Consider the following 22,781-nt stretch of genomic DNA (forward strand, 5'->3'; position numbering starts at 1 on the left):
CCATGACGCGCAAGCAGAAGCGATTGTCGGTGATCCTCGCAGGGCTGGCCTTCCTCGGCGCTGCTGCCGGTCTTACCTTCTACGCGCTCGGCCAGAAGGCTTCGTATTTCTACATGCCCGCCGACCTCGCCGCCGCAACCGTCCAGCCCGGGCAGCGCATTCGCCTTGGCGGGCTCGTCGAAAAAGGCACCATCGTTCGCGGTCAGGGCGCGACCGTCGCCTTCTCGGTCACCGATGAGCAGAAATCGGTCAAGGTCACCTATACCGGCATCTTGCCCGACCTCTTCCGCGAGGAGCAGGGCGTCATCACCGAGGGCGCTTTCGGCCCGGACGGCGTCTTCGTCGCCGATAGCGTTTTAGCCAAGCACGACGAGCGCTATATGCCCAAGGAGGTCGCCGACGGCTTGAAAGCCAAGGGCGTCTGGCAGGAGAGCAAGAGCCAATAATGGTTGAGACCGGACATTTCGCGCTCGTCCTCGCCTTCGCGCTGTCGCTGGTGCAGATGCTGGTGCCATTGGTCGGCGCCCGCGCCGGCAACCAGCGGCTGATGGCGGTCGGCGGCCCGGTCGCGGTCACCGGCTTTGCGCTGACCGCGCTGTCCTTCACCGCTCTTGCCACCGCCTATGCCGGCTCCGATTTCTCGGTGGCGAGCGTCTGGGAAAACTCCCATTCGCTGCAGCCGATGATCTACAAGATCACCGGCACCTGGGGAAACCACGAAGGCTCGATGCTGCTCTGGGTGCTGATCCTGACCTTCTTCGGCGCGCTCGTCGCTGTCTTCGGTTCCAACTTGCCGGCGACGCTCAAAGCCAATGTTCTGGCCGTGCAGGGCATGATCGGCGCCGCCTTCTTCCTGTTTATCCTGGCGACGTCCAATCCCTTCATCCGGCTGAACCCGGCGCCGATCGAGGGCCGCGATCTCAACCCGATCCTGCAGGACCTCGGTCTCGCCATCCATCCGCCGCTGCTCTATCTCGGCTACGTCGGTTTCTCGATCTGCTTCTCCTTCTCGGTCGCAGCCCTGATCGAAGGCCGCATCGACGCCTCCTGGGCGCGCTGGGTGCGGCCCTGGACGCTGGTCGCCTGGATGTTTTTGACCGGCGGCATCGCCATGGGCTCCTACTGGGCCTATTACGAGCTTGGCTGGGGCGGCTTCTGGTTCTGGGACCCGGTCGAGAACGCCTCCTTCATGCCCTGGCTGGCCGGCACGGCGCTCCTCCATTCGGCAATCGTCATGGAAAAGCGCTCGGCGCTGAAGATCTGGACGCTGCTGCTTGCCATTCTCACCTTCTCGCTGTCGCTGCTCGGCACCTTTCTTGTCCGCTCTGGCGTGCTGACTTCCGTGCATGCCTTCGCCACCGATCCGGCGCGTGGCGTCTTTATCCTCTGCATCCTGACGCTGTTCATCGGCGGCTCGTTGGCGCTGTTTGCGCTGCGCGCTTCCACCCTGACCGCAGGTGGCCTGTTCCAGCCGATCTCGCGCGAAGGCGCGCTCGTGCTCAACAATCTGTTCCTGACCACGGCGACCGCGACGGTGCTCGTCGGCACGCTATACCCGCTGGCGCTTGAGGCCATCACCGGCGGCAAGATCTCGGTCGGCGCGCCCTTCTTCGACCTGACCTTCGGCCCGCTGATGCTGCCGCTGCTCGCCATAGTGCCGTTCGGTCCGCTGCTTGCCTGGAAGCGCGGCGACGTCCTTGCCGCCTCGCAGCGCCTGATGGCGGCCTTCGGGCTGGCGATCGCCGCGATGCTGGTCACCGGCCTGTTCGTCGATGGCGCCTCGGTCTTCGCTGCGCTTGGCGTCGGCCTCGCCGTCTGGCTTGTTGCCGGCGCGCTGACCGACCTTGCCGTCAAGTCGGGCATAGGCTCGGTGGCGCCGGCCGTCATGCTGAGACGCTTTGCCGGCCTGCCGCGCTCGGTCTTCGGCACCGCGCTTGCCCATCTCGGCCTCGGGCTCACCTTGCTCGGCATCGTCGGCACGCTTTCGTTCGGCACCGAGAAGATTCTCACCATGCGCGCGGGCGAGACGGTGGAACTTTCCGGCCACACGCTGCGCTTCGAAGGACTGTTTCCTCAGAAAGGCCCAAACTTCACTGAGGAGCGCGGCCGCTTCCTGCTGATTGGCGCCGATGGCAACGCCGATGGCGAGATCACCTCGGCTAAACGCTTCTATCCGGTGCGGCAGACGGTAACGACCGAGTCCGGCATCAGGACGCTGGGTTTGAACCAGCTCTATCTGTCGCTCGGCGATGAGGGCAAGGACGGCTCGGTCGTCGTGCGCCTGTGGTGGAAGCCGTTGGTGACGCTGATCTGGGGCGGCGGACTGGTGATGATGGCGGGCGCCGCCATGTCGCTGCTCGACCGCCGCCTGCGCGTTGGCGCCCCCGCGAGGCGCCGCAAGCCGGCTGCCGCTGCCTTACCCGCGAGCCCGACATGAAAGCGAAGTTTTCGCTCGCCCCGCTGATCCTCCTGCTGGCGTTGGTCTTCGCCGGCGCGGCACAGGCGGTGAAGCCCGATGAGGTGCTGCCCGATCCGGCGCTGGAGGCTCGCGCACGCGCGCTTTCCGAAGGCCTGCGCTGCATGGTTTGCCAGAACCAGTCGATCGATGAATCCGACGCCGATCTGGCCCGCGACCTGCGCATCCTCGTGCGCCAGCGCCTCGTCGCCGGCGATACCGACCAGCAGGTGATGGATTACATCGTGTCGCGCTACGGCGAATTCGTTCTCTTGAAGCCGCGCTTCAGCCTGCGCAACGCGCTTTTGTGGGGCACCCCGGCGCTTCTGCTTCTGGCCGGCGGCATCTTCATCGTGCTCAGCACCCGTTCGCGCCGCCCGGCGCCGGACAGCACGCTCAGCGCCGAGGAACAGGCGGCGCTGGACAAGCTGCTGCGCGATTAAAGCGCCAACATTACAAAATTTTCATATATCGGAAATGGCGCCGTAATGTGCGCCTCACTAAGTCTCTTTTCCGAGGATGCTCTCCTGAGCGCATCCACTTCGAAAGAGGAAACGAGACCCATGAATATTGCCCCCGATTCATATTCAAGCACCCGCAAGCGCCTGATGGCGGCTGTCGCGTCCTTGGCCGTCATCGGTGCGGTCGGCGCAGGCGCGCTTGCCACCGGCACTGCGCCCGTGCTGGCCGATGCTGTGCGTGTCGAGGCTCCGCAGGTTCCGAGCTTCGCCGACGTCGTCGAGCGCGTCTCGCCGGCGGTGGTCAGCGTCAAGGTGAAGGCCAAGATCCAGCCGACGGCCGATGACGGCTCCGACGATCAGAACGGCTTCGACAACCTGCCCGACAATCCGCAGCTGCGTCGCTTCTTCAGGGAGTTCCGCGGCTTCGGCGATCAGGGCGGCCAGTTCGGCATGCCCCGCTTCAACCACCGCAACCACGGCAATGGCGAGCCGCGCCCCGTGGCTCAAGGTTCGGGCTTCTTCATTTCCGAGGACGGCTACCTCGTCACCAACAATCACGTGGTTTCGGAAGGCTCCGACTTCACCGTCGTCACCAATGACGGCAAGGAGCTCGACGCCAAGCTGATCGGCACCGATCCGCGCACCGACCTCGCCGTGCTGAAGGTCGATGGCGGCGGCAAGTTCACCTATGTCGACTTCGCCGACGACTCCAAGATCCGCATCGGCGACTGGGTCGTCGCGGTCGGTAACCCGTTCGGCCTCGGCGGCACCGTCACCGCAGGCATCGTTTCGGCCCGCGGCCGCGACATCGGCGCCGGCCCCTATGACGACTTCATCCAGATCGACGCCTCGGTCAACCGCGGCAATTCGGGCGGTCCGACCTTCAATCTCAACGGCCAGGTGATCGGCATCAACACCGCCATCTTCTCGCCGTCGGGCGGCAGTGTCGGCATCGCCTTCGACATTCCGGCCTCGACCGCCAAGCAGGTGGTCGAAGACCTGATGAAGAACGGCTCAGTCCAGCGCGGCTGGCTCGGCGTCGAGATCCAGCCGGTCACCTCCGACATTGCCGAGTCGCTCGGCCTGAAGTCGGACAAGGGCGCGCTGGTTTCGAGCGCGCAGGACGCTGGTCCCGGCAAGAAGGCCGGCATCGTCGCCGGCGATGTCATCACCCAGGTCGACGGCAAGGACGTCGCCTCGCCGAAGGAACTCGCCCGCATGATCGGCGCTTATGCGCCGGGCAAGTCGGTTGATGTCACTGTCTGGCGCAACGGCAAGAACGAGACGGTCAAGGTGGACCTCGGCACGTTGCCTTCGAGCGACAAGCAGGCCTCGAACGAAGGCAGCAACAAGCAGGCGGCTCCCGCCAAGGCCGATACGCTTGCCGATCTCGGCCTCACCGTCACCAAGTCGGAAAACGGCAAGGGCCTGGTGGTGACCGATGTCGATCCGGACAGCGATGCGGCCGACCGCGGCATTCAGCCCGGCGACGTCATCACCTCGATCAATTCGAACGAGGTGAACACTACCGACGACGTTTCCAAGGCCATGACCGATGCCTCCAAGTCGGGCCGCAAGGCCGTGCTGATGCAGATCACCCGCGACGATAGCAACCGCTTCGTCGCGCTGCCGGTCGGTAAGGGCTGATCTGATAGAGCGGTTCAATCGCTCCTCGAGAACGCAGAACCGCTCTAACTCTCTGTTTGACGCAATTCCGGACGGCAACCCGCTTCACGCCTTTCCTGGAATTGCTCAGCGACTTTTCCTTGCGGCGGTTTCAACACCCCCGAGCCGCCGCCGGGAAAACATGGGGCCGAGCACGTCAGTCAGTCACCGTGTTTCGCTCCTGCGGCAGCGGGTTTCCCATCACCCGCTGCCGCTTGCCAAGCACGGTGCCCGCAAGTGGGTACCGGTCTGGGATCACGACATGCGGCTGGCGAACGCAAAGGCGCTGAGTCATGGCTGCCCCTCAACCTTCCAGTGAAATCGCGTATAACGGCTCCATGAAGATTCTCGTCATGGAAGACGACCGCGAGGCTGCGGACTACCTGCAGAAAGCCTTCGCCGAGGCGGGCCACACCGCCCATGTCGCCGGGGACGGCGAGACCGGCTTCGCGCTTGCCGACGCCGGCGACTATGACGTGATGGTGGTCGACCGCATGATGCCGCGCCGCGACGGGCTGTCGGTGATCGCAGCGCTCCGCTCGCGCGGCAACACCACGCCGGTGCTGATCCTGTCGGCGCTGGGCGAGGTCGACGACCGCGTCACCGGGCTGCGCGCCGGCGGCGACGATTATCTCACCAAACCCTACGCTTTTTCCGAATTGCTTGCCCGCGTCGAGGTGTTGAACCGTCGCGCCGGCGCCCGGGAAACCGAGACCGTCTACCGCGTCGGCGATCTCGAGCTCGACCGTCTGTCGCATTCGGTCAAGCGCGCCGGCCGCGAGATCACGCTGCAGCCGCGCGAGTTCCGCCTGCTGGAATATCTGATGCGCCACGCCGGCCAGGTGGTGACGCGCACCATGCTGCTGGAAAATGTCTGGGACTATCATTTCGATCCGCAGACCAACGTCATCGACGTTCATGTCTCGCGCCTGCGCGGCAAGATCGAAAAGGGTTTCGACAAACCGATCCTGCACACCATCCGCGGCGCGGGCTACATGCTGAAAGGCGGCTAGAGCATGATCCCAAACCGAAAGTCAGGGAACGTTTCGGAAAAGATGCTGCAACAAGGGGTTACCGTGCAGCCAATCGTCATCCTGATCTAGACGCACATGGCTCTTTCCCTGCCGGCCATCATGAAGACGACGGCGGCCCGGCTCTCGGCGCTTTACCTTCTGCTTTTCGCTCTCTGCGCCGTGCTGCTCGTCTTTTACATGACGTCGCTCTCGGCGCGCATGCTGACGGCGCAGACCCAGGACACGATCAATGACGAGATCCTCGGCTTGGCTCGCGCATACAAAAATGGCGGCCTGCCGTTGCTGGTGCGCGTGGTTGAAGCCCGCTCGCGCCAGCCTGGCGCCAACCTCTATCTGATCGCCGACGCCAACGGCCAGATCCTGACCGGCAATGTGCAGAGCCTGGAGCCGGGAATCATCGAAACCGAGGGCTGGACGACGGAGCCCTTTTCGTACCATCGCTTCGGTGAGGGCGAACTCGACCGGTTGCGTGGTGGTGGCACCGATCAGAGCGCGCCGTCCCCGGGCGACAGCAGCGCTCGGTCGGAAGGCGAAGAAGGCCATAACGCTATCGCGCTGGTGCTGCGACTGCCCAATCAGATGATCTTGCTGGTCGGGCGCGATCTTGGCGAGCCCGAGCGCTTCCGCGCCGTCATCCGCCGCGCGCTGATGCTTGCGCTGGGCATGATGGGGCTCGGCGGCCTCTTGATCTGGTTCTTCGTCGGGCGCGCCGCGCTGAAGCGCATCGACAGCGTCTCCGACGCAAGCCGCCGCATCATGGGCGGCGATCTCAGCGGACGGCTGCCGGTGACCGGCGCCGGTGACGAATTCGACCGCCTGTCCGGAAACCTCAACGCGATGCTTGCCCGTATCGCCATGCTGAACGAGGGGCTGAAGCAGGTCTCCGACAACATCGCTCACGATCTGAAGACGCCACTGACCAGGCTGCGCAACCGCGCCGAAGCCACCCTTGCCGGCAAGCGCAAGACGACGGACTACCGTCAGGCGCTGGAGGGAACGATCGCCGAGTCCGACCAGCTCATCAAGACCTTCAACGCCATCCTGATGATCTCGCGGCTGGAGGCCGGCTATTCCTCCGAGACAACCGGCCCGGTCGACCTCGCCGCTACGGTGAGCGATGTCGTCGAGCTCTACGAGCCGGTGGCGGAAGAGGCGGGCGTCGTGCTGGAAACCGCGGTGCCGGAAGCGGTGACCATCAACGGCAATCGCGAGCTGATCGGCCAGGCACTGTCGAACATCGTCGACAACGCCATCAAATACTCGACCGGCGCCGCCGAGAGCCCGAAAGTGCGCGTCACGCTGGAGCGCATCGGCGGCGAGGTCAAGCTCGCCGTTTCCGACAATGGCCTTGGCATTCCCGACGATGCCGACCGCGCCAGGGTCACCGAGCGTTTCGTGCGGCTGGAGAAGAGCCGTTCGCAGCCGGGCTCGGGTCTGGGCCTTAGCCTCGCCAAGGCGATCATGACTTTCCATAACGGCAGGCTTGATCTTCTGCCCGCCAATCCCGGATTGTCCGTAGTCATGAGTTTCCCGGCCCGGGAGACGCATTGATGGCGGCCAGGATGGCAAAAAAGAAGATCGATACGGAATGGCAACTCCAACCGACGCTGGCGCTTCGCCCGCTCGGCGGCGACCATGCCCGGAGGGAATTGTCCGAGATCGCTGACGCGGCCGAGCAAGACGGCCTTCCGCGTCTGGCCGCGTTCCTCGCCGGCCAGGGAGCACTGCAGGAATTGCTCGCCGCCATCTTCGACCTGTCGCCGTTCCTGCGTGATACGGCCCGCCGCCGGCCGGCCATTCTCGACACGCTGTTCGACCAGACGATCGAAGCGCGTCTCAACGAGATCGGCGAGGCGGTCGATCGCGCTGCGCGGGCCGACAATGTTTCGGAATCGAGCCTGATGATGGAACTCAGGCAGTTCAAGGTCGAAGCGCATTTCCTGATCGCGCTGGCCGATCTGTCCGGCGAAGCCGAAACCGCGCTGACGGTGCGCCGTCTGAGCGACCTGGCGGATGCTTGCACACGCGCCGCCGTCGATTTCCTGCTGCTCGACGCGCACGGGCAGGGCAAGCTCAAGCTGCCCCATCCGGAAGACCCGGCGCGCGGCTCGGGCTGGATTGTGCTCGGCATGGGCAAGCTCGGCGCGCATGAGCTGAATTTTTCCTCCGACATAGACCTCGTCGTCTTCTTCGATCCGGAGGCGCCGGCGGTGGTCGATCCGCTCGATGCGACGGAGCTGTTCTCGCGCCTCACCCGCCGTCTCGTGCGCATCCTGCAGGACCGCACGGAGCATGGCTATGTCTTCCGCACCGATCTGAGGCTGCGCCCCGATCCCGGCTCGACCCCGCTGGCGATCCCGGTCGAGGCGGCGCTTCGTTACTACGAGGCCCGCGGCCAGAACTGGGAGCGCGCCGCCATGATCAAGGCGCGGCCAGTGGCCGGAGACCTTGCCGCGGGCTCGGCCTTCCTCAAGGAATTGCAGCCCTATGTTTGGCGGAAATACATGGATTACGCCGCGATCGCCGACGTCCATTCGATCAAGCGCCAGATCCATGCCCACAAGGGTCACGGCGAGATCGCGGTGAAAGGCCACAACGTCAAGCTCGGCCGCGGCGGCATCCGCGAGATCGAGTTCTTCGTCCAGACGCAGCAGCTGATTGCCGGCGGCCGCTTCCCGGAGCTGCGCGGCCGCGAGACGGTGCCAATGCTGGACGCGCTCGCCGCGCGCGGCTGGATCACCGCCGATGCGCGCGATGCGCTCACCCGGCAATACTGGTTTCTGCGCCGTGTCGAGCATGCCGTCCAGATGGTGGCCGACGAGCAGACGCACGTCCTGCCCGAAGAGGACGAGGAACTGGAGCGTGTCGCGCTGATGCTCGGCTTCACCGGCGAGGCGGAATTCGCGGAAGCTTTCCGCGCCTCGCTGCAGCAGGTCGAACGCCATTATGCGGCGCTGTTCGAGACGGCACCCGAACTGTCGGCCGGCGTCGGCAATCTGGTCTTCACCGGTGATGTCGACGATCCCGACACGCTGCAGACCTTGCATCGCCTGGGCTTTCAGCGGCCGAGCGACATCTGCCGTGTCATTCGCGGCTGGCATTTCGGCCGATACCGCGTCACCCAGTCGGCGGAGGCGCGCGAGCGGCTGACGGAACTGACGCCGGCGCTGCTGAAAGCCTTCGGCCAGACGCGCCGCGCCGACGAGGCGCTGATCCGCTTCGACGAGTTTCTCGCGGGGCTGCCGGCAGGCATCCAGCTCTTCTCGCTTTTGCAGTCCAATCCGGCACTGCTCAAGCTGATGGCGACGATCATGGGCGCCGCCCCGCGGCTCGCCGCCATCATCACGCGCCGTCCGCATGTGTTCGACGGTCTGCTCGATCCGGCGTTGCTCGCGGAACTGCCCGACCGTGCCTATCTCTCCGCGCGGCTTGCGGCTTTCATCGAGGGAGACCGCGCCTATGAGGATGTGCTTGACCGGCTGCGCATCTTCGCGTCCGAGCAGAAATTCCTGATCGGCGTGCGGCTGCTTGCAGGCTCCATCGATCCCGCGCGCGCCGGTCGCGCCTTCTCGGACCTGGCCGACCTCACGATTGAAGCGGCGCTCAACGCGGTCATCGCCGAGTTCGCGTTGCGCCATGGCAGGATTGCCGGGGGCAGGGTCGCGCTGCTTGGCATGGGCAAGCTGGGCAGCCGCGAGCTCACTGCCGGCTCGGATGTCGATCTGATCCTGCTTTATGACCACGATTCGGATGCGGAAGACTCCGATGGCGAGAAGCCGCTGGCGCCCTCACACTACTACACCCGCATGACGCAGCGGCTGATCGCCGCCGTCTCGGCGCCGACGGCCGAAGGCGTCCTGTATGAGCTCGACCTCCGCTTGCGCCCCTCCGGCAACAAGGGGCCAGTCGCCACCCATATCGACGCCTATAAGAAATATCAGCGGCAGGATGCCTGGACCTGGGAGCATATGGCGCTGGCACGAGCACGCGCCATCGGCGGTGACGCAGCGCTTTGCGCCGAGGTCGAGGACGAGGTTGCGGCGGTTCTCGCCCAGCCGCGCGACGGCGCCAAGGTGAAGGCGGATGCCTCCGAGATGCGGGCGCTGATCTACACGGAAAAGCCGCCGCGCGATCTCTGGGACATCAAGCTGATCCCCGGCGGCCTGATCGACCTTGAATTCATCGCCCAGGTCGCGGTCATCACCGGCGCGGTCGAGGCTGGTAGGCGGGCAACCGCGACGGCGGAAGTGCTGGCGCGACTGGCCCCCGGTTACGCGGCGCCTGATGTTCGGCAGGAGCTTTGCGAGGCCTGGAGGCTCTATCTCGCGCTGACCCAGATGATCAGGCTCTGCCTTACCGGCGAGTTCCAGCGCGACGATGTTCCGCCGGGGCTTTCTGATCTGCTTCTGGCGGCCACCGACCTGCCGGATTTCGGTGTGCTCGAAGCGCATCTCAAGGAGACGTCGCGGAAGGTTCGGAAGGATTTCGACCTTCTGCTTCGCGCGGGAGCGTCGATCTCGCGAGGTTAATCCACGCGTCATTTCCTGGCGCCGGCGTTTCGAATTTCAGCGCGCCAACTAAGCCGCCACCTTGACCATGGGCGGCGCCTTCTTCAGCGGGATGCGGACCGACACGATCGTGCCGACGCCTTCGGTGGAGCGAATCTTCAGCGCGCCGCCCTGCAGTTCGGCGAGCGAACGCGAGATGGCGAGGCCCAGGCCGGAACCGGTGTGGTTCTTGGAGAACTGGTTTTGCACCTGCTCGAACGGCCGCCCGAGCTTGCTCAGCGCCTGCTTCGGGATACCGCAGCCATTGTCCTCGATGGTGAGCACCAGCGCGCCTGAGGCGCTGCGCGCCCTGACCGTGATCTTGCCGCCCTGTCCGGTGAACTTCACCGCGTTGGAGAGCAGATTGATTGCGATCTGCTTGATCGCGCGGCGGTCGGCGTAGAGCCGCATCGCATCGGCGATGCGCGTCTCTACCGTGATCGACTTCTCCGCCGCCTGCAGCGAGATGACGCGAACCGTTTCCCTGATCAGCGGGCAGAGGTCGATTTCCTCGCGGTCAAGCGAGAACTGGCCGGCCTCGATCTTCGACATGTCGAGAATGTCGTTGATGACGCCGAGCAGGTATTTGCCGCTGCCGTTGATGTCGCTGGCATATTCCTCGTAGCGCTCGGAACCGAGCGGTCCGAACAGGCCTTGCTGCATCAGCTCGGAGAAGCCGATTATGGCGTTGAGCGGTGTGCGCAGTTCATGCGACATATTGGCGAGGAATTCGGACTTCGCCCGGTTGGCGGCCTCGGCGCGCTCGGTTTCCTTCATGTATTTGCGATTGAGCTCGACAAGCTCCTTGGCGCGTTCCTCCTCGGCCCGGCGGGCGAGGCTAAGATCGTGGATGGTCGCCATCAGGCGGCGCTCGCTGTCGACCAGCTTTTCCTGATGCAGCTTGATCTGGGTGATGTCGGAGCCGACCGAGACGATGCCGCCGTCTCTGGTCCTGAGCTCGTTGACCTGCAGCCAGCGTCCGTCGGCGAGCTGGCGCTCCAGCGTCACACCGCCATGCGGCCCGTTGGCGTTGGCCAGCCTGCGCTCCGAGGCGAAGGCGAGCATGCGCTCCTCCAGCATGTCGCGGGTTGCGCCCGGCATCACGTCGCGGTCCGAGAGCCCGTTGTCCTGCTGGAATTTGGAGTTGCACATGATCAGCCGTTCGGCGGCATCCCATAGCACGAAGGATTCGTTGATGTTTTCGATCGCCGTGCGCAGCCGCATGTCCGCCGCTTCCGAGCGCAGCGCGAGATGCCGCTGCTCGGTGACGTCGACGGCGATGCCGATCAGCTGGATCTCGGGCGCTTCCGGGTCGATCACCTGGGCGCGGGCGCGCATCCACACCCACTGCCCGTCGGCGTGGCGCATGCGGAACACCTGGTCGATATGGTCGATCTCGCGCTCGACGATGCGGTTGGCGAGCTCGAAGAGGTCGCCGTCGTCGGGATGGATGATCTCGTCGACCTCGCCGAAGGACAGCATCGTATCGCAAGGCTCGTAGCCCAGCATGTCGTACATCGAGCGCGACCAGTACATCTTGCCGCGCACCATGTCCCAGTCCCACAACCCGCAGCGGCCGCGCACCAGCGCCATGTCGATGCGCTGATGCGCTTCGAGATAGATGCGGTCGGCCGCCTGGGCGCGCGCCGCCTGGCCGAAATAGGCGTAAAGGATGACGATCAGCACGCCGGCCGTCAGCACGAACAACGTGACGTTGAGCGACACCGTCTTGCGCCAGCTGTCGAACACCGCCTCCTTGGGCACCAGCACCGCCGCGGCGTTGTTGCGGTCGCCGGTGAGGCTGACGGCGGCGAACCAGTCCTTGCCGCCGATGCTGACATCCATAACGCCGGCGCGGTCGCCGAACATGAACAGCGGCTGACCGCCGAGCACCAGGCTGTCCAGCGAGCGTCCCTGCCAGCCGGTCGACAATGGCGATACCGCGACGATCTTGAAAGCGCCGTCGGTGATGGCCAGCACGTGGCTGCGGCCCATGGCGCCCTGGCGGCTGGTCTTCTCCAGAAGGTCCGTCGCATTCACGCCGGCTGCGTTCGGGTCGGCCGCAATCGCCTGTGCCATCTGGCCGGCGGCTAACGCCAGCACCGACTTGGCGTCGCGTTCGACCTCGTCGCGGTCGTTCACCAGCGACAGGAAGCGCAGTGCGGCGATGACAATCAGGAAGATGATGATCAGTGCGGGGATGGAGCGGCGCAGCAGCGGTTCCGCCGCCAGCAGCCGCTGGTAGGCGGGTTCGGCGATCAGACGCGCATTGCCGGCAGGCCCGCCGCTCCTTGCCTCGCGACGCGCAAAAGCTCTCCCTCCGGGCGCGCCCCACGCGTCCGTCTTCGCCATAAATGGCACTCCCCGATTTGCCGCATACTTGACGATCCGGCTACGCCGCACGTCCGAATCGTCAATAAGGAATCAAAGGTGATTCGCCTTGTCCAGAGGCGCGGCCAAAAAAGATTAAAAGTTGATTGAAATTCGTCGAAACTGCTGATCTCCCCCACCAGGGGGGAAGAGTGCTAATCACACCAGCGTCCGCTCCACGATGTCGCGCAGGTCGGCCGACAGGTTGTCGGCGTTCGCGATCTGCAGCAGTGCCTGCCTTGCCTTGTTCTGCCGGACCGGTTCCAGCGAGCGCCAGGACCTGAGCGCCGTCGCCAGCCGTGCTGCCACTTGCGGGTTGCGCTTCTCGACCTCCAGCACGGTCTCGGCGAAGAAGCGGTAGCCCTGACCGTCGGCGAGATGGAAGCCGGTCTGGTTGGCGCTGGAGAAGGTGCCGATCAGCGAGCGCACCCGGTTCGGATTTGCGATCGAGAAGGCAGGGTGCTGCATCAGCGCGCGCACGTTTTCGACGGTCAGCGGTCCCGGCACTCCGGCCTGGATCTGGAACCATTTGTCGAGCACCAGCGCATCGCCGCGGTATCTCATCTCGAAGGCCGACAGTGCCTCCTCCGCTTGCGCGGAGCCGGCATGACGGTGTGCCAGCACGGTCAGCGCCGCGGCGCGGTCGGTCATGTTGGTGGCGGCGTTGAAATGCCGCGCGGCAAGCGCCGTGCCTTCGGGCAGGAGCGACAGGTAATCGAGCAGGATGTTGCGCAGCGCGCGGCGCCCAGCGCTTGCCGAGTCGGGCGTGAACGGACCGTTGTCGGCCAGGCTGGCGTAAAGGGCCGAGAAGATCTCGCGGTTCGCCATGGCAATCGTCCGCGCCAGCGCCTCGCGGGCGGCGAAAATGGCGTCGGGATCGATGCCCTGGCCGATGTCGCGCGCAATATCGGCCTCGCCGGGCAGCGACAGAGCCAGCGCCCGGTAGGCCGGCTCCAGCGTCTCGTCGCGGGCAATGCTTCCGGCAAGCTCGGCGAGCTTTGCGTCGAAGGCCGACTCTTTGCCGCCCAGCAGCTGGCGGAACGCTGCTATGAGCGCGTCGGTGAGCAGCGTGTTGAAGGCCTGCCAGCGCGAGAAAGGATCGCTGTCATGGCTGGCCAGGAAGAACTGGTCGTCGGCCTTCTGCTGCACCGAGAGCGTGATTGGCGCCGAGAAGTCGCGGTTGAGCGACACCGAAGGCCGCTCCGAAACCCCCGAGAAGCGCACCGTGTGCCGCCGCTTTCGGACATGGATGATGCCGTCCTCGACGGTGGCGCCATCGACGGCTGTCCAGGCGACAGGCTTGCCGCCGGCGCCGACTAGGCCGAAGGCTAGGGGAATATGCATCAGTCGCTTGCGGCTTTCAGACGGCGTTGGCGGCACCGACTGCTCGATCTCCAGCGTCAATGCCTTGGCCGCCGCATTGTAGGAGGAACTCACCGTCAGGTTCGGCGTGCCGGCCTGATGGTACCAGAGAGCGAACTGCGTGAGGTCTCGGCCAGAAACGTCCTCGAACACTTTGAGGAAGTCCTCGATCGTCGCCGCTTCGCCGTCATGCCGCTCGAAATAGAGGTCCATGCCGGCGCGGAAGGTCTCCGCGCCGAGGATGGTGCGGATCATGCGCACCACTTCCGAGCCCTTCTCGTAGACTGTTGCAGTGTAGAAGTTGTTGATCTCGCGGTAGCGGCGCGGCCTGACCGGATGCGCCAATGGCCCCTGGTCCTCGGGGAACTGATGCGCGCGCAGCGTGCGCACCTCGGCGATGCGCTTTACCGCGCGCGAGCGCTGGTCGGCCGAGAATTCGTGGTCGCGGTAAACCGTCAGCCCTTCCTTCAGGCAGAGCTGGAACCAGTCGCGGCAAGTGATTCTGTTGCCGGTCCAATTGTGGAAATATTCATGCGCGATGATCGCCTCGATGTTGGCGAAATCGGCATCGGTCGCCGTCTCCTCGTCGGCCAGCACATATTTGTCGTTGAAGATGTTGAGGCCCTTGTTCTCCATGGCGCCCATGTTGAAGTCTGACACGGCGACGATGTTGAAGACGTCGAGGTCGTATTCGCGGCCGAAGACCTCCTCGTCCCATTTCATCGAGCGCTTCAGCGCATCCATCGCGTAGCCGGCGAGCCGCTCCTTGCCGGGCTCGACATAGATGCCGAGCTCGACCTTGCGGCCGGATAGGGTGGTGAAGCTTCCCGCGACCTTGCCGAGCGCGCCAGCCACCAGCGCAAAGAGATAGGAAGGCTTCGGGAAGGGGTCGTGCCAGACGGCATAGTGCCGGCCATCCGCGAGCGCCCCGCTTTCTACGGGGTTGCCATTGGACAGCAGCAGCGGCGCCTCGGCGTGCGGCGCCTCGATGCGCACGGTGTAGACCGAGAGGACGTCTGGACGGTCGAGGAAATAGGTAATGCGGCGAAACCCCTCCGCTTCGCATTGGGTGCAATAGACATTGTTGGAGCGATAAAGGCCCATCAGCGACTCGTTGCTGGACGGCGCGATCTCGGTCTCGAGACGAAGCTCGAAGCGCCGTGCCGCCGGCGGCGTCGGAATGGTCAGTTGGTCGGGCGTAGCCTGATAGTCGGCTTCCGGGAGAACCTGCCCGTCGATGGCAACGCCGAGCAGCTTCAGCCCGTCGCCGTCGAGCACCAGCGGCGCGGAAGCGGCGACCCCCTGGCGTCGCTCGACGGTGAGCACGGCAGTGACGCGGGTGGCATCCGGAGACAGACGGAAATCGAGGCTGGTCCGCGGAATGAGATAGTCGCTGGGGCGGTAGTCTTCGAGCTTGAAGACATGGCCGGTATCTGTGCGCATTCCGTCGTTTTTCCTATCAATTCGGGTGGGCAGCAGGCTTTGCTGGTGGGGGAATTCTAAAGTCCGCGCTCTTTACACCAAACGGTCACTCGACAAAACTGCGCCAAGGTCTATTTCTGGGCTTCGTTTTCCGACCATCGTCACGAGGCAAGATGACCGTCGATCATGCCGTCGGCCACAATATGCTGCGCGGCATTGCGCTGAAGATCGTCTCCGTGGCGGTCTTTGTCGGCATGCAGACCTGTATCAAGGCGGCCGGCGCCGTGCCCGCCGGACAGATCGTCTTCTTCCGCTCCTTCTTCGCCATCTTGCCGATCATCGCCTTTCTGGCCTTCAAGGGACAGCTCGCCACCGCATTCACCACGAAACGGCCGTTCAACCACATCGCGCGCGGCGTCGTCGGCGTCGGCGCCATGGGGCTCGGCTTCTTCGCGCTGACCAGGTTGCCACTTCCCGAAGCGATCACGCTGAATTATGCCCAGCCGCTGCTGGTCGTGGTGTTCTCTTCGATCTTCCTGGGCGAGACGATCCGCGTCTATCGCTGGAGCGCGGTCGCCTTCGGCCTCGTCGGCCTGTTGATCGTTTCCTGGCCGGAACTGACGCTGTTGAATTCCGACGAGGCGCTCGACGACCAGGAGGTGCTTGGCGTCATGGCGGCGCTGATCGCCGCGGCGATCTCGGCCGTCGCCATGCTTCTGGTACGCAATCTCGTGCAGACCGAGAAGACGGCGACCATCGTGCTGTGGTTTTCCTCGACGGCGAGCGTGCTGGCGCTGCTCACCCTGCCTTTCGGCTGGCAGATGCTGACGCCGATGCAAGCCGCGCTGCTTGTCATGGCCGGCTTCTGCGGCGGGCTCGGTCAGATCCTGATGACGGCCGCCTACCGCCACGCCGAGGCTTCGGTCGTGGCGCCTTTCGAATATAGCTCGATGATTCTCGGCGTCGTCATCGGCTATCTTGTGTTCGGCGATGTGACGTCGCTCAACACGCTGATCGGCGGCGTGATTGTGGTTGCCGCCGGCATCTTCATCATCTGGCGCGAAAGGCAACTTGGCCTCGAGCGCACGCGCACCCGAAGGGCGACGCCGCCGCAGGGGTAAGCCTACGAAGCGGCCGTCCGCTCCTTCGCCAGCCGCACCAGCACGGTCCGCGTCTGGTCGTCGGCGGGGAAGAAGGATTCGATCGCCAGCTCCGACAGCGTCACGTCGAGCGGCGTACCGAAGACGGTGATCGTGCTGATGAAGGACAGCACCTGATCGCCATGCGCGAGCCTGAGCGGATGGACGATGCCGCTTGGCTCGACCGGCGCCGGCCGGCTGCTCCTCAGCCCGGACGGATAGCCGCGCAATTCCTTCTCCAACTCGATCAGCATGGAGTCGCCGGTGGCGTCGTTCTGGTGCTTGAGGCGCTCGAGCAGATGCGCGCGCCATTCCGCGAGGTTGACGATGCGCGGCGCGACGCCACCGGGATGCAGGCTGAGCCTCAGCACATTGACCGGCGGCTTGAGCAGCCACGGCTCCGAGACGTCGGCCAGGAACGGGCCGATCGCCGCGTTGGCGCAAACGAGGTTCCAGTGCCGGTCGACCGCCAGCGCCGGGAAGGGCTCGTGGCCCTTGAGCACCGTCTCGACCGCAGCCATCGCCGGCGCCAGCGTCGTATCGGTCAGCGGCCTTTCGCTGAAGGTCGGCGCGAAGCCGGCCGCGAGCAAAAGCTGGTTGCGCTGGCGTAGAGGAATGGCAAGCTGCTCGGCCAGATGCAGCACCATCTCGCGCGAAGGCTGGGCGCGGCCGCTTTCGACGAAGGAGAGATGCCGCTGCGAGATATCGGCTTCCATGGCGAGGTCGAGCTGGCTCATGCGCCGGCGCGTGCGCCACTCGCGAATGAGGCTGCCGGCGGAGACGTCGGGTGTTGTCATGGGGGATGAGTAGGCCGGCGAGGGGAGTAATTCAATTACCTGAGAGGTTATCGCTCCCCTTCTCCCTTGTTGTGGGAGAAGGGGAGGTGCTTCACCCCGACGCCCTCAGTTTCGCCTTCACCTCGAGAAAATCGCGCCACGCCAGCTTCTTGTGTGCAGGCGTGCGAAGCAGATACGCCGGATGCAGCGTCGGCATCGCTGGAATGGCAATGCCCGACTGGGTGGTGTGGACGCGCCAATTGCCGCGCAGGCGCAGGATGCCCTCGGTCGTGTTGAGCAGCGTCTTGGCGGAAGGGCCGCCGAGATTGACCAGCACCTTCGGATTGACCAGCTCGATCTGCCTTTCGATGAACGGGCGGCAGATCTCGGTCTCGTGCGGCGTCGGCGTGCGGTTGCCCGGCGGGCGCCACGAGATGACGTTGGCAATATAGGCCGATGTCCGGTCGAGGCCGATCGCTGCCAGCATGCTGTCGAGCAGCCGTCCGGAGCGGCCGACGAAGGGCAGACCTTCGAGGTCCTCGTCGCGGCCCGGCGCCTCGCCGACGAGCATCAGGTCGGCATTCGGGTTGCCGTCGGCGAAGACCAGGTTCTTGGCGGTGAATTTGAGATTGCAGCCGTCGAACGCCGCCATCTGCTGACGCAGCTCGTCAAGCGTCGAGGCGCTCGCCGCCAGCTGCCGCGCGAGCTTGATCTGCCCCTCGTCGGGGACCGTGGCGGTGGTGAGCGTCGGGCGCCGCGGCGCATCGGGCACTTGGCTTGCGTCAAGTCCCGTCGATGCCGCCGGCCGTTCCGCCGCCCGGCCCGCCTCCAATCCGGGCTCCGATGCCGGCCGCTCCAGGGGCATGCTTTCACGCGCGGTGGCCGCCTGCGCAGGCGCGCGCTCGGCTTGCTTCGGCCTGGCCTCGGCGAAGCGGTTGACAGGCGTGTCTTCCAGCGCCTCGTCTACGCCGGCGCTGGCATAGAAGGCCAGCAGCTCTGCGATATCGATCGGGTTGTTGGGGGAGGCGGCAGTCATGGCGCCACCATCGTCCGCGCGGCAAAGATTTGCAACCGCTCGGAATTCGCCATTCAGCGCAATGTCTGTCAGCCCGTCGGTATGCGCGGATCCTGCACCAGGAAAAATGTCCAGCGCGGCGTGTAGTCGGTGATCAGGAACTCGAACGTCGCCGTCTTCAGCGGGTCGACCTTGCCGTTCTTGAACAAGAGCCGGTCATAGGGTTCGAACTGGCGGTCGAAATCGGCGAAGTTGCTCGAGACGATGTTGTCGGGACTCTTGTTGCGCTGGTCGAAGGAGAGACCGTCGCCGAACACGCTCGGCTGGTCGAGGATTTCCTGCAGCTCGAACTGGAACTCGACCCAGGGCAGGGAGCTGTTGTTGAGCACGTCGATGCGCATGTACATAACCCCATTGGCCACGTTGCCGGCCCTGCCGAAGGCTTCGATCGGCCTGATCGCGCGGATGGTCAGCGTCACTGGCGTCGCCGAATTCAGCTCCTCGGTGATGACCAGCGGGTCATCCTTGGTGCCGATTCCGGAAGCGCCGGTGATGCGGAAGCCGCCGAGCTCGTCGGAAAAGGAGTAGGCGCCGGCCGCCCAGACTTTCTGCGGATCGGCCTGGGCCGCGCCGAGCGAAAAGAGGAGCGGAAGAACCGCGCGGCAGAGCACGCCGGGCGTGAAGAGTAAGCGCTTCAATGAAAAGCCGGTTGGCTCGGGAGTGCGCATGGGGCCAAGTATTGCCGATAAGCAAGCCGTCGAACAATTAAAAACGTGCCGGACGGGCCTGGCCTTCCAACTGCATGGCCCTGGCCTATGCTTCGCCGTCGCCTGTCCGATGGCCGTTTCGTATGGAACACCGCGACTTTTTGTCGAAATCGGCTTTGTCACGTCAGCGCCGGTTTCGCGTCGCGAATTGATGCGCTATGCAGCGCGTGAGCCAGCAAAATGCGAGAATAGGGCAAGCCAGCGAGGGGCAGATGAGCGAAATCGAACGCGAGAGCATGGAATTCGACGTGGTCATCGTCGGCGCCGGTCCGGCCGGCCTTGCCGCGGCGATCCGTCTGAAGCAGCTCAACCCCGACCTTTCCGTCGTCGTGCTGGAAAAAGGCGGCGAGGTCGGCGCCCATATCTTGTCCGGCGCCGTCGTCGACCCGATCGGCATCGACCGCCTTTTGCCGGGCTGGCGCGAGGAGGAAGGGCACCCTTTCAAGACCCCTGTCACCGACGATCATTTCCTGGTGCTGGGCCCCGCCGGGTCCTTCCGCCTGCCCAACTTCCTGATGCCGCCGCTGATGAACAACCACGGCAACTACATCGTCTCGCTCGGCAATGTCTGCCGCTGGCTGGCGACCAAGGCCGAGGCGCTCGGCGTCGAGATTTATCCGGGCTTTGCCGCGGCGAACCTTGTCTACAACGAAGCCGGCGCCGTGGCCGGCGTGATCACTGGCGACATGGGCGTCGAGAAGGACGGCACGCATGGCCCGGCCTACGCCCCTGGCATGGCGCTGATGGGCAAATACGTGCTGATCGGCGAGGGCGCGCGCGGCTCTCTGGCCAAGCAGCTGATCGCCAGATACCAGCTTGCCGACGGCCGCGAGCCCGGCAAATTCGGCATCGGTCTCAAGGAACTCTGGCAGGTCAAGCCTGAGAACCACAAGCCGGGGCTGGTGCAGCACTCCTTCGGCTGGCCGCTCGACATGAAAACCGGCGGCGGCTCCTTCCTCTACCATCTCGAAGACAACCAGGTGGCGGTCGGCTTCGTCGTCCATCTGAACTATAAGAACCCCTGGCTCTCGCCCTTCGAGGAATTCCAGCGCTTCAAGACTCATCCGGCGATCAGAGGCACCTTCGAGGGCGCCAAGCGGATCGGCTATGGCGCGCGCGCCATTACCGAGGGCGGCTGGCAATCGGTGCCGAAGCTTTCATTCCCGGGCGGCGTGCTGATGGGCTGCGCGGCCGGCTTCGTCAACGTGCCCCGCATCAAGGGCTCGCACAATGCGGTGCTGTCCGGCATGCTGGCGGCCGAGCATGTCGCGGACGCCATTGCCGCCGGCCGGGCCAATGACGAGCTCGCCTCCTATGAAGACGCCTGGCGCGGCAGCGACATCGGCAGGGACCTGAAGAAGGTGCGCAACGTGAAGCCGCTGTGGTCGCGCTTCGGCACCATCGTCGGTGTCGGCATCGGTGGTCTCGATATGTGGCTGAACACGCTGTTCGGCTTCTCGCCCTTCGGCACGCTGAAGCACGGCAAGGCCGACTATGCGACGCTCGAGCCCGCCTCCAAGCACCAGAAAATCGCTTATCCGAAGGCGGATGGCGTCTTGACCTTCGACCGGCTCTCCTCGGTGTTTTTGTCCAACACCAACCATGAGGAAAATGAGCCCGTGCACCTCATCGTCGGCGACATGGCGCTGCAGCAGCGTTCCGAGCACGACGTGTTTGCCGGGCCATCGACCCGCTACTGCCCGGCCGGCGTCTATGAGTGGGTGGACAAGGACGGCAACGCCGCCGCCGATCCGTCCGCCAAGGATGTGCGCTTCGTCATCAACGCGCAGAACTGCGTCCACTGCAAGACTTGCGACATCAAGGACCCGAACCGGAACATCAATTGGGTACCCCCGCAAGGCGGAGAGGGGCCGGTCTACCAAGGCATGTGAGCCCCACGTCTGGCCGGGCCGGCTCGACAGCCGCCATCCTGCGGCTGGCGAGAGCCGGGTAACAGGCGGCACCTACGAGCAATACCGGTTGCGACGGCGCAACCTCAAGGCTGTTGAATCCGCTGCCTGCCTGTGTTCCCTTTCCCTAAGGATAGGGAGGAGACGGTTATGCGCATGGCGGTTCTGACATGCCTTGTCGCTCTCGGCGCGCTCTGCGCGCCGCAGGCTTCGGCCGGCACCAGGGTGCTGGTCCAGACGCGCACCTATGACATTGCCGGCAATTCGGGCGCGGCGCTCATCGAGGCGATGGGCAGCAAAGGTCCCAAGCACGGCTTCATGACGCATGCCATCGCCCAGACCGCCTATACGGCCGACTGGGAGCTTGGCGTTATCCAGGACAAGGGCTCGTGCCGGATACGGCAGGCAAACGGAACGCTCAGTCTCTTCTACACTTTCCCCCGCTTGGCGTCGCCAGCCACGCCTGCATTGAAGAAGCGCTGGAACCGGTTCTTCGCCGGCGTGCGCGCCCACGAGGGAACCCATGGCCGCATTGCCCGGGAAATGATGCGCGTCACCGATCGCTCGATCACCGGTCTTAGGGTCGCTAACGACCCCTATTGCTACAAGGCGCGCAGCGAGGCGCGCCGGCGCATCCAGGCCGTCTATGCCGAATACGAGGCCAGGCAAAATGCCTTCGATGCCCGCGAGCACCGCGAAGGCGGTCATGTCGAGCACCTGGTCGCTGCTTTGATCAGGCCCTAGCGGCACAAGCAGAAACCGGCGATGCGGCGGGAAGCAATGCGACGCTAACTGCCCGTCTTGCCAAGTTGTGCGTTTGCGGCCAGCGCCGACTGATGCTCGTGCTCGGGCTGTCGGCCGTCGGACCGCAACGAGAACTCGATCAGCACCGGCAAGTGGTCGGACCCGGCGTCTTCCAGCCGCGTCGCCGAGTGGATGGTCACGGCGCCCTTGCTGAACACTTGGTCGATCGGCAGGCCGGCGAAGCGCCGGATGAAATCCGGTAGCTTCCGATGGATCCAGGTCGGCCCGGCCGACGGCATAACGCTCAGTCCGCCGAGCGAGGCGACACGACGCACCGCAGCGCTCCACGGCGCGGCGTTGCAGTCGCCGGCCATGATGGCGGTTTCGCCGAGCGCGGCAAGCGGCTCCGCCAGCTCGCCGATCTGCCAGTACTGCTCGCGCGGCCACGGCCAGCTCAAATGGATTGCCGCGACATCGACGCCGGTGCCGCCGAAATCGATCGTGGCGGTAGCCATCGCGCCGCGCGGCTCGCAATGCGGCGCCGTGCCGGCGGCAAAAGGCCGTCGCGAGAGCAGCGCGACCCCGAATACGCCGTTGGGGTAGGGGCAGAGGATGCGGTACGGATAGGCGCCGGTGATATAGCCGAGCTCTCTCGTCCACATTCCCGACACCTCGTCGAGGGTGATCACGTCAGGATTGGTGCGGCCGATCAGCGACAGCACCTTCTTGGGTGTCGGATTGTCGAAGCGAAGATTGATCTGCAGCAGGCTGTAGACGATACGGTCGGCAGGTTTGGCGACCGCCTGCTGCGGCCACAACCTGGGCAGTGCGCTGGCCGTCGTGGCAAGGCAGGCGAGGGCGAAGAGCAGCGCTGCTGCCGCTTGCAGCCGGTACGAACTGGCAAGCAGCGCCACCGCCAGCAGCGCCGTGAGCACGCTCAGATGAATACGAAAATGCGAGAACGAATCGAGGGCTGGATGCAGCGCGCCGAGGAATCCGGCCAGCAGCGCGGCCGTGAGTGCCGTCATCGCCAGGAATGCCACCCCAGCCATCATGTTTGAGCGCGCGCCGCCTGTTGTCATGTCAGTCGTGTTCTGCTGAATGTCGCCGGCAT

The 22,781-nt window shown here is 64.9% G+C and carries 16 protein-coding genes; 10 read left to right on the forward strand and 6 right to left on the reverse strand.

The annotated features are described in order from the left end of the window. Nucleotides 1-2 precede the first annotated feature (2 nt). The 7 genes from ccmE to CK218_RS06380 all read left to right on the forward strand — a co-directional run bounded on the left by ccmE (nucleotide 3) and on the right by CK218_RS06380 (nucleotide 10,144). On the forward strand, nucleotides 3-446 hold the full coding sequence (ccmE, locus tag CK218_RS06350; protein WP_066997599.1) for a cytochrome c maturation protein CcmE: 444 nt from the start codon (nucleotides 3-5) through the stop codon (nucleotides 444-446). After that, nucleotides 446-2,437 carry a heme lyase CcmF/NrfE family subunit gene (locus tag CK218_RS06355; RefSeq protein WP_095827192.1) on the forward strand — a complete coding sequence of 664 codons (1,992 nt, stop codon included), beginning with the start codon at nucleotides 446-448 and terminating at the stop codon, nucleotides 2,435-2,437. The genes ccmE and CK218_RS06355 overlap by 1 nt, the downstream gene beginning before the upstream one ends. Beyond that, nucleotides 2,434-2,898: a cytochrome c-type biogenesis protein gene (locus tag CK218_RS06360; RefSeq protein WP_095827193.1), complete on the forward strand. Its 465-nt coding sequence runs from the start codon at nucleotides 2,434-2,436 to the stop codon at nucleotides 2,896-2,898. The genes CK218_RS06355 and CK218_RS06360 overlap by 4 nt, the downstream gene beginning before the upstream one ends. Nucleotides 2,899-3,018: 120 nt before the next feature. After that, nucleotides 3,019-4,563 (forward strand): Do family serine endopeptidase, encoded by a 1,545-nt coding sequence (locus tag CK218_RS06365; protein WP_095827194.1) that lies wholly within the window; start codon nucleotides 3,019-3,021, stop codon nucleotides 4,561-4,563. Nucleotides 4,564-4,919: 356 nt separating this feature from the next. Beyond that, nucleotides 4,920-5,594, forward strand: coding sequence for a response regulator transcription factor (locus CK218_RS06370; RefSeq protein ID WP_066997584.1), 675 nt, complete (start codon nucleotides 4,920-4,922; stop codon nucleotides 5,592-5,594). A gap of 96 nt (nucleotides 5,595-5,690) precedes the next feature. Beyond that, nucleotides 5,691-7,166, forward strand: coding sequence for a HAMP domain-containing sensor histidine kinase (locus tag CK218_RS06375; protein WP_095827195.1), 1,476 nt, complete (start codon nucleotides 5,691-5,693; stop codon nucleotides 7,164-7,166). Beyond that, nucleotides 7,166-10,144: a bifunctional [glutamine synthetase] adenylyltransferase/[glutamine synthetase]-adenylyl-L-tyrosine phosphorylase gene (locus tag CK218_RS06380; protein WP_179294442.1), complete on the forward strand. Its 2,979-nt coding sequence runs from the start codon at nucleotides 7,166-7,168 to the stop codon at nucleotides 10,142-10,144. Before CK218_RS06375 ends, CK218_RS06380 begins: the two co-directional genes overlap by 1 nt. A gap of 48 nt (nucleotides 10,145-10,192) precedes the next feature. Here the strand turns inward: CK218_RS06380 and CK218_RS06385 are convergent, their stop codons facing one another. Beyond that, nucleotides 10,193-12,514, reverse strand: coding sequence for a PAS domain-containing sensor histidine kinase (locus tag CK218_RS06385; RefSeq protein WP_095781549.1), 2,322 nt, complete (start codon nucleotides 12,512-12,514; stop codon nucleotides 10,193-10,195). Between the two features lie 177 nt (nucleotides 12,515-12,691). Continuing rightward, on the reverse strand, nucleotides 12,692-15,337 hold the full coding sequence (pepN, locus tag CK218_RS06390) for an aminopeptidase N (RefSeq protein WP_095827196.1): 2,646 nt from the start codon (nucleotides 15,335-15,337) through the stop codon (nucleotides 12,692-12,694). A gap of 152 nt (nucleotides 15,338-15,489) precedes the next feature. Here pepN and CK218_RS06395 point away from each other — a divergent pair, with 152 nt between their 5' ends. Then, complete coding sequence (locus CK218_RS06395) at nucleotides 15,490-16,437, forward strand: DMT family transporter (protein WP_095827197.1); 948 nt, start codon at nucleotides 15,490-15,492, stop codon at nucleotides 16,435-16,437. Between the two features lie 2 nt (nucleotides 16,438-16,439). Here the strand turns inward: CK218_RS06395 and CK218_RS06400 are convergent, their stop codons facing one another. The 3 genes from CK218_RS06400 to CK218_RS06410 form a co-directional block, all read right to left on the reverse strand. Continuing rightward, entirely contained in the window at nucleotides 16,440-17,252 is an 813-nt protein-coding gene (locus CK218_RS06400) for a helix-turn-helix transcriptional regulator (protein ID WP_095827198.1), read from the reverse strand. Nucleotides 17,253-17,343: 91 nt separating this feature from the next. Then, nucleotides 17,344-18,267, reverse strand: a complete 924-nt coding sequence (locus tag CK218_RS06405; RefSeq protein ID WP_095827199.1) for a uracil-DNA glycosylase — start codon at nucleotides 18,265-18,267, stop codon at nucleotides 17,344-17,346. A 68-nt stretch (nucleotides 18,268-18,335) separates the two neighbouring features. Continuing rightward, on the reverse strand, nucleotides 18,336-18,974 hold the full coding sequence (locus CK218_RS06410) for a hypothetical protein (protein ID WP_066997558.1): 639 nt from the start codon (nucleotides 18,972-18,974) through the stop codon (nucleotides 18,336-18,338). A gap of 251 nt (nucleotides 18,975-19,225) precedes the next feature. Between CK218_RS06410 and CK218_RS06415 the strand changes: the two genes are divergently transcribed. Both CK218_RS06415 and CK218_RS06420 read left to right on the forward strand, forming a co-directional pair. Beyond that, on the forward strand, nucleotides 19,226-20,905 hold the full coding sequence (locus tag CK218_RS06415) for an electron transfer flavoprotein-ubiquinone oxidoreductase (protein ID WP_095827200.1): 1,680 nt from the start codon (nucleotides 19,226-19,228) through the stop codon (nucleotides 20,903-20,905). A 168-nt stretch (nucleotides 20,906-21,073) separates the two neighbouring features. Further along, complete coding sequence (locus CK218_RS06420) at nucleotides 21,074-21,667, forward strand: DUF922 domain-containing protein (RefSeq protein ID WP_066997555.1); 594 nt, start codon at nucleotides 21,074-21,076, stop codon at nucleotides 21,665-21,667. Nucleotides 21,668-21,711: 44 nt separating this feature from the next. Here CK218_RS06420 and CK218_RS06425 read toward each other — a convergent pair whose 3' ends face one another. Beyond that, on the reverse strand, nucleotides 21,712-22,722 hold the full coding sequence (locus CK218_RS06425; protein WP_095827238.1) for an endonuclease/exonuclease/phosphatase family protein: 1,011 nt from the start codon (nucleotides 22,720-22,722) through the stop codon (nucleotides 21,712-21,714). Nucleotides 22,723-22,781: the final 59 nt, after the last annotated feature.

It is taken from the genome of Mesorhizobium sp. WSM3879 (assembly GCF_002294915.1).
Taxonomy (GTDB): Bacteria; Pseudomonadota; Alphaproteobacteria; order Rhizobiales; family Rhizobiaceae; genus Mesorhizobium.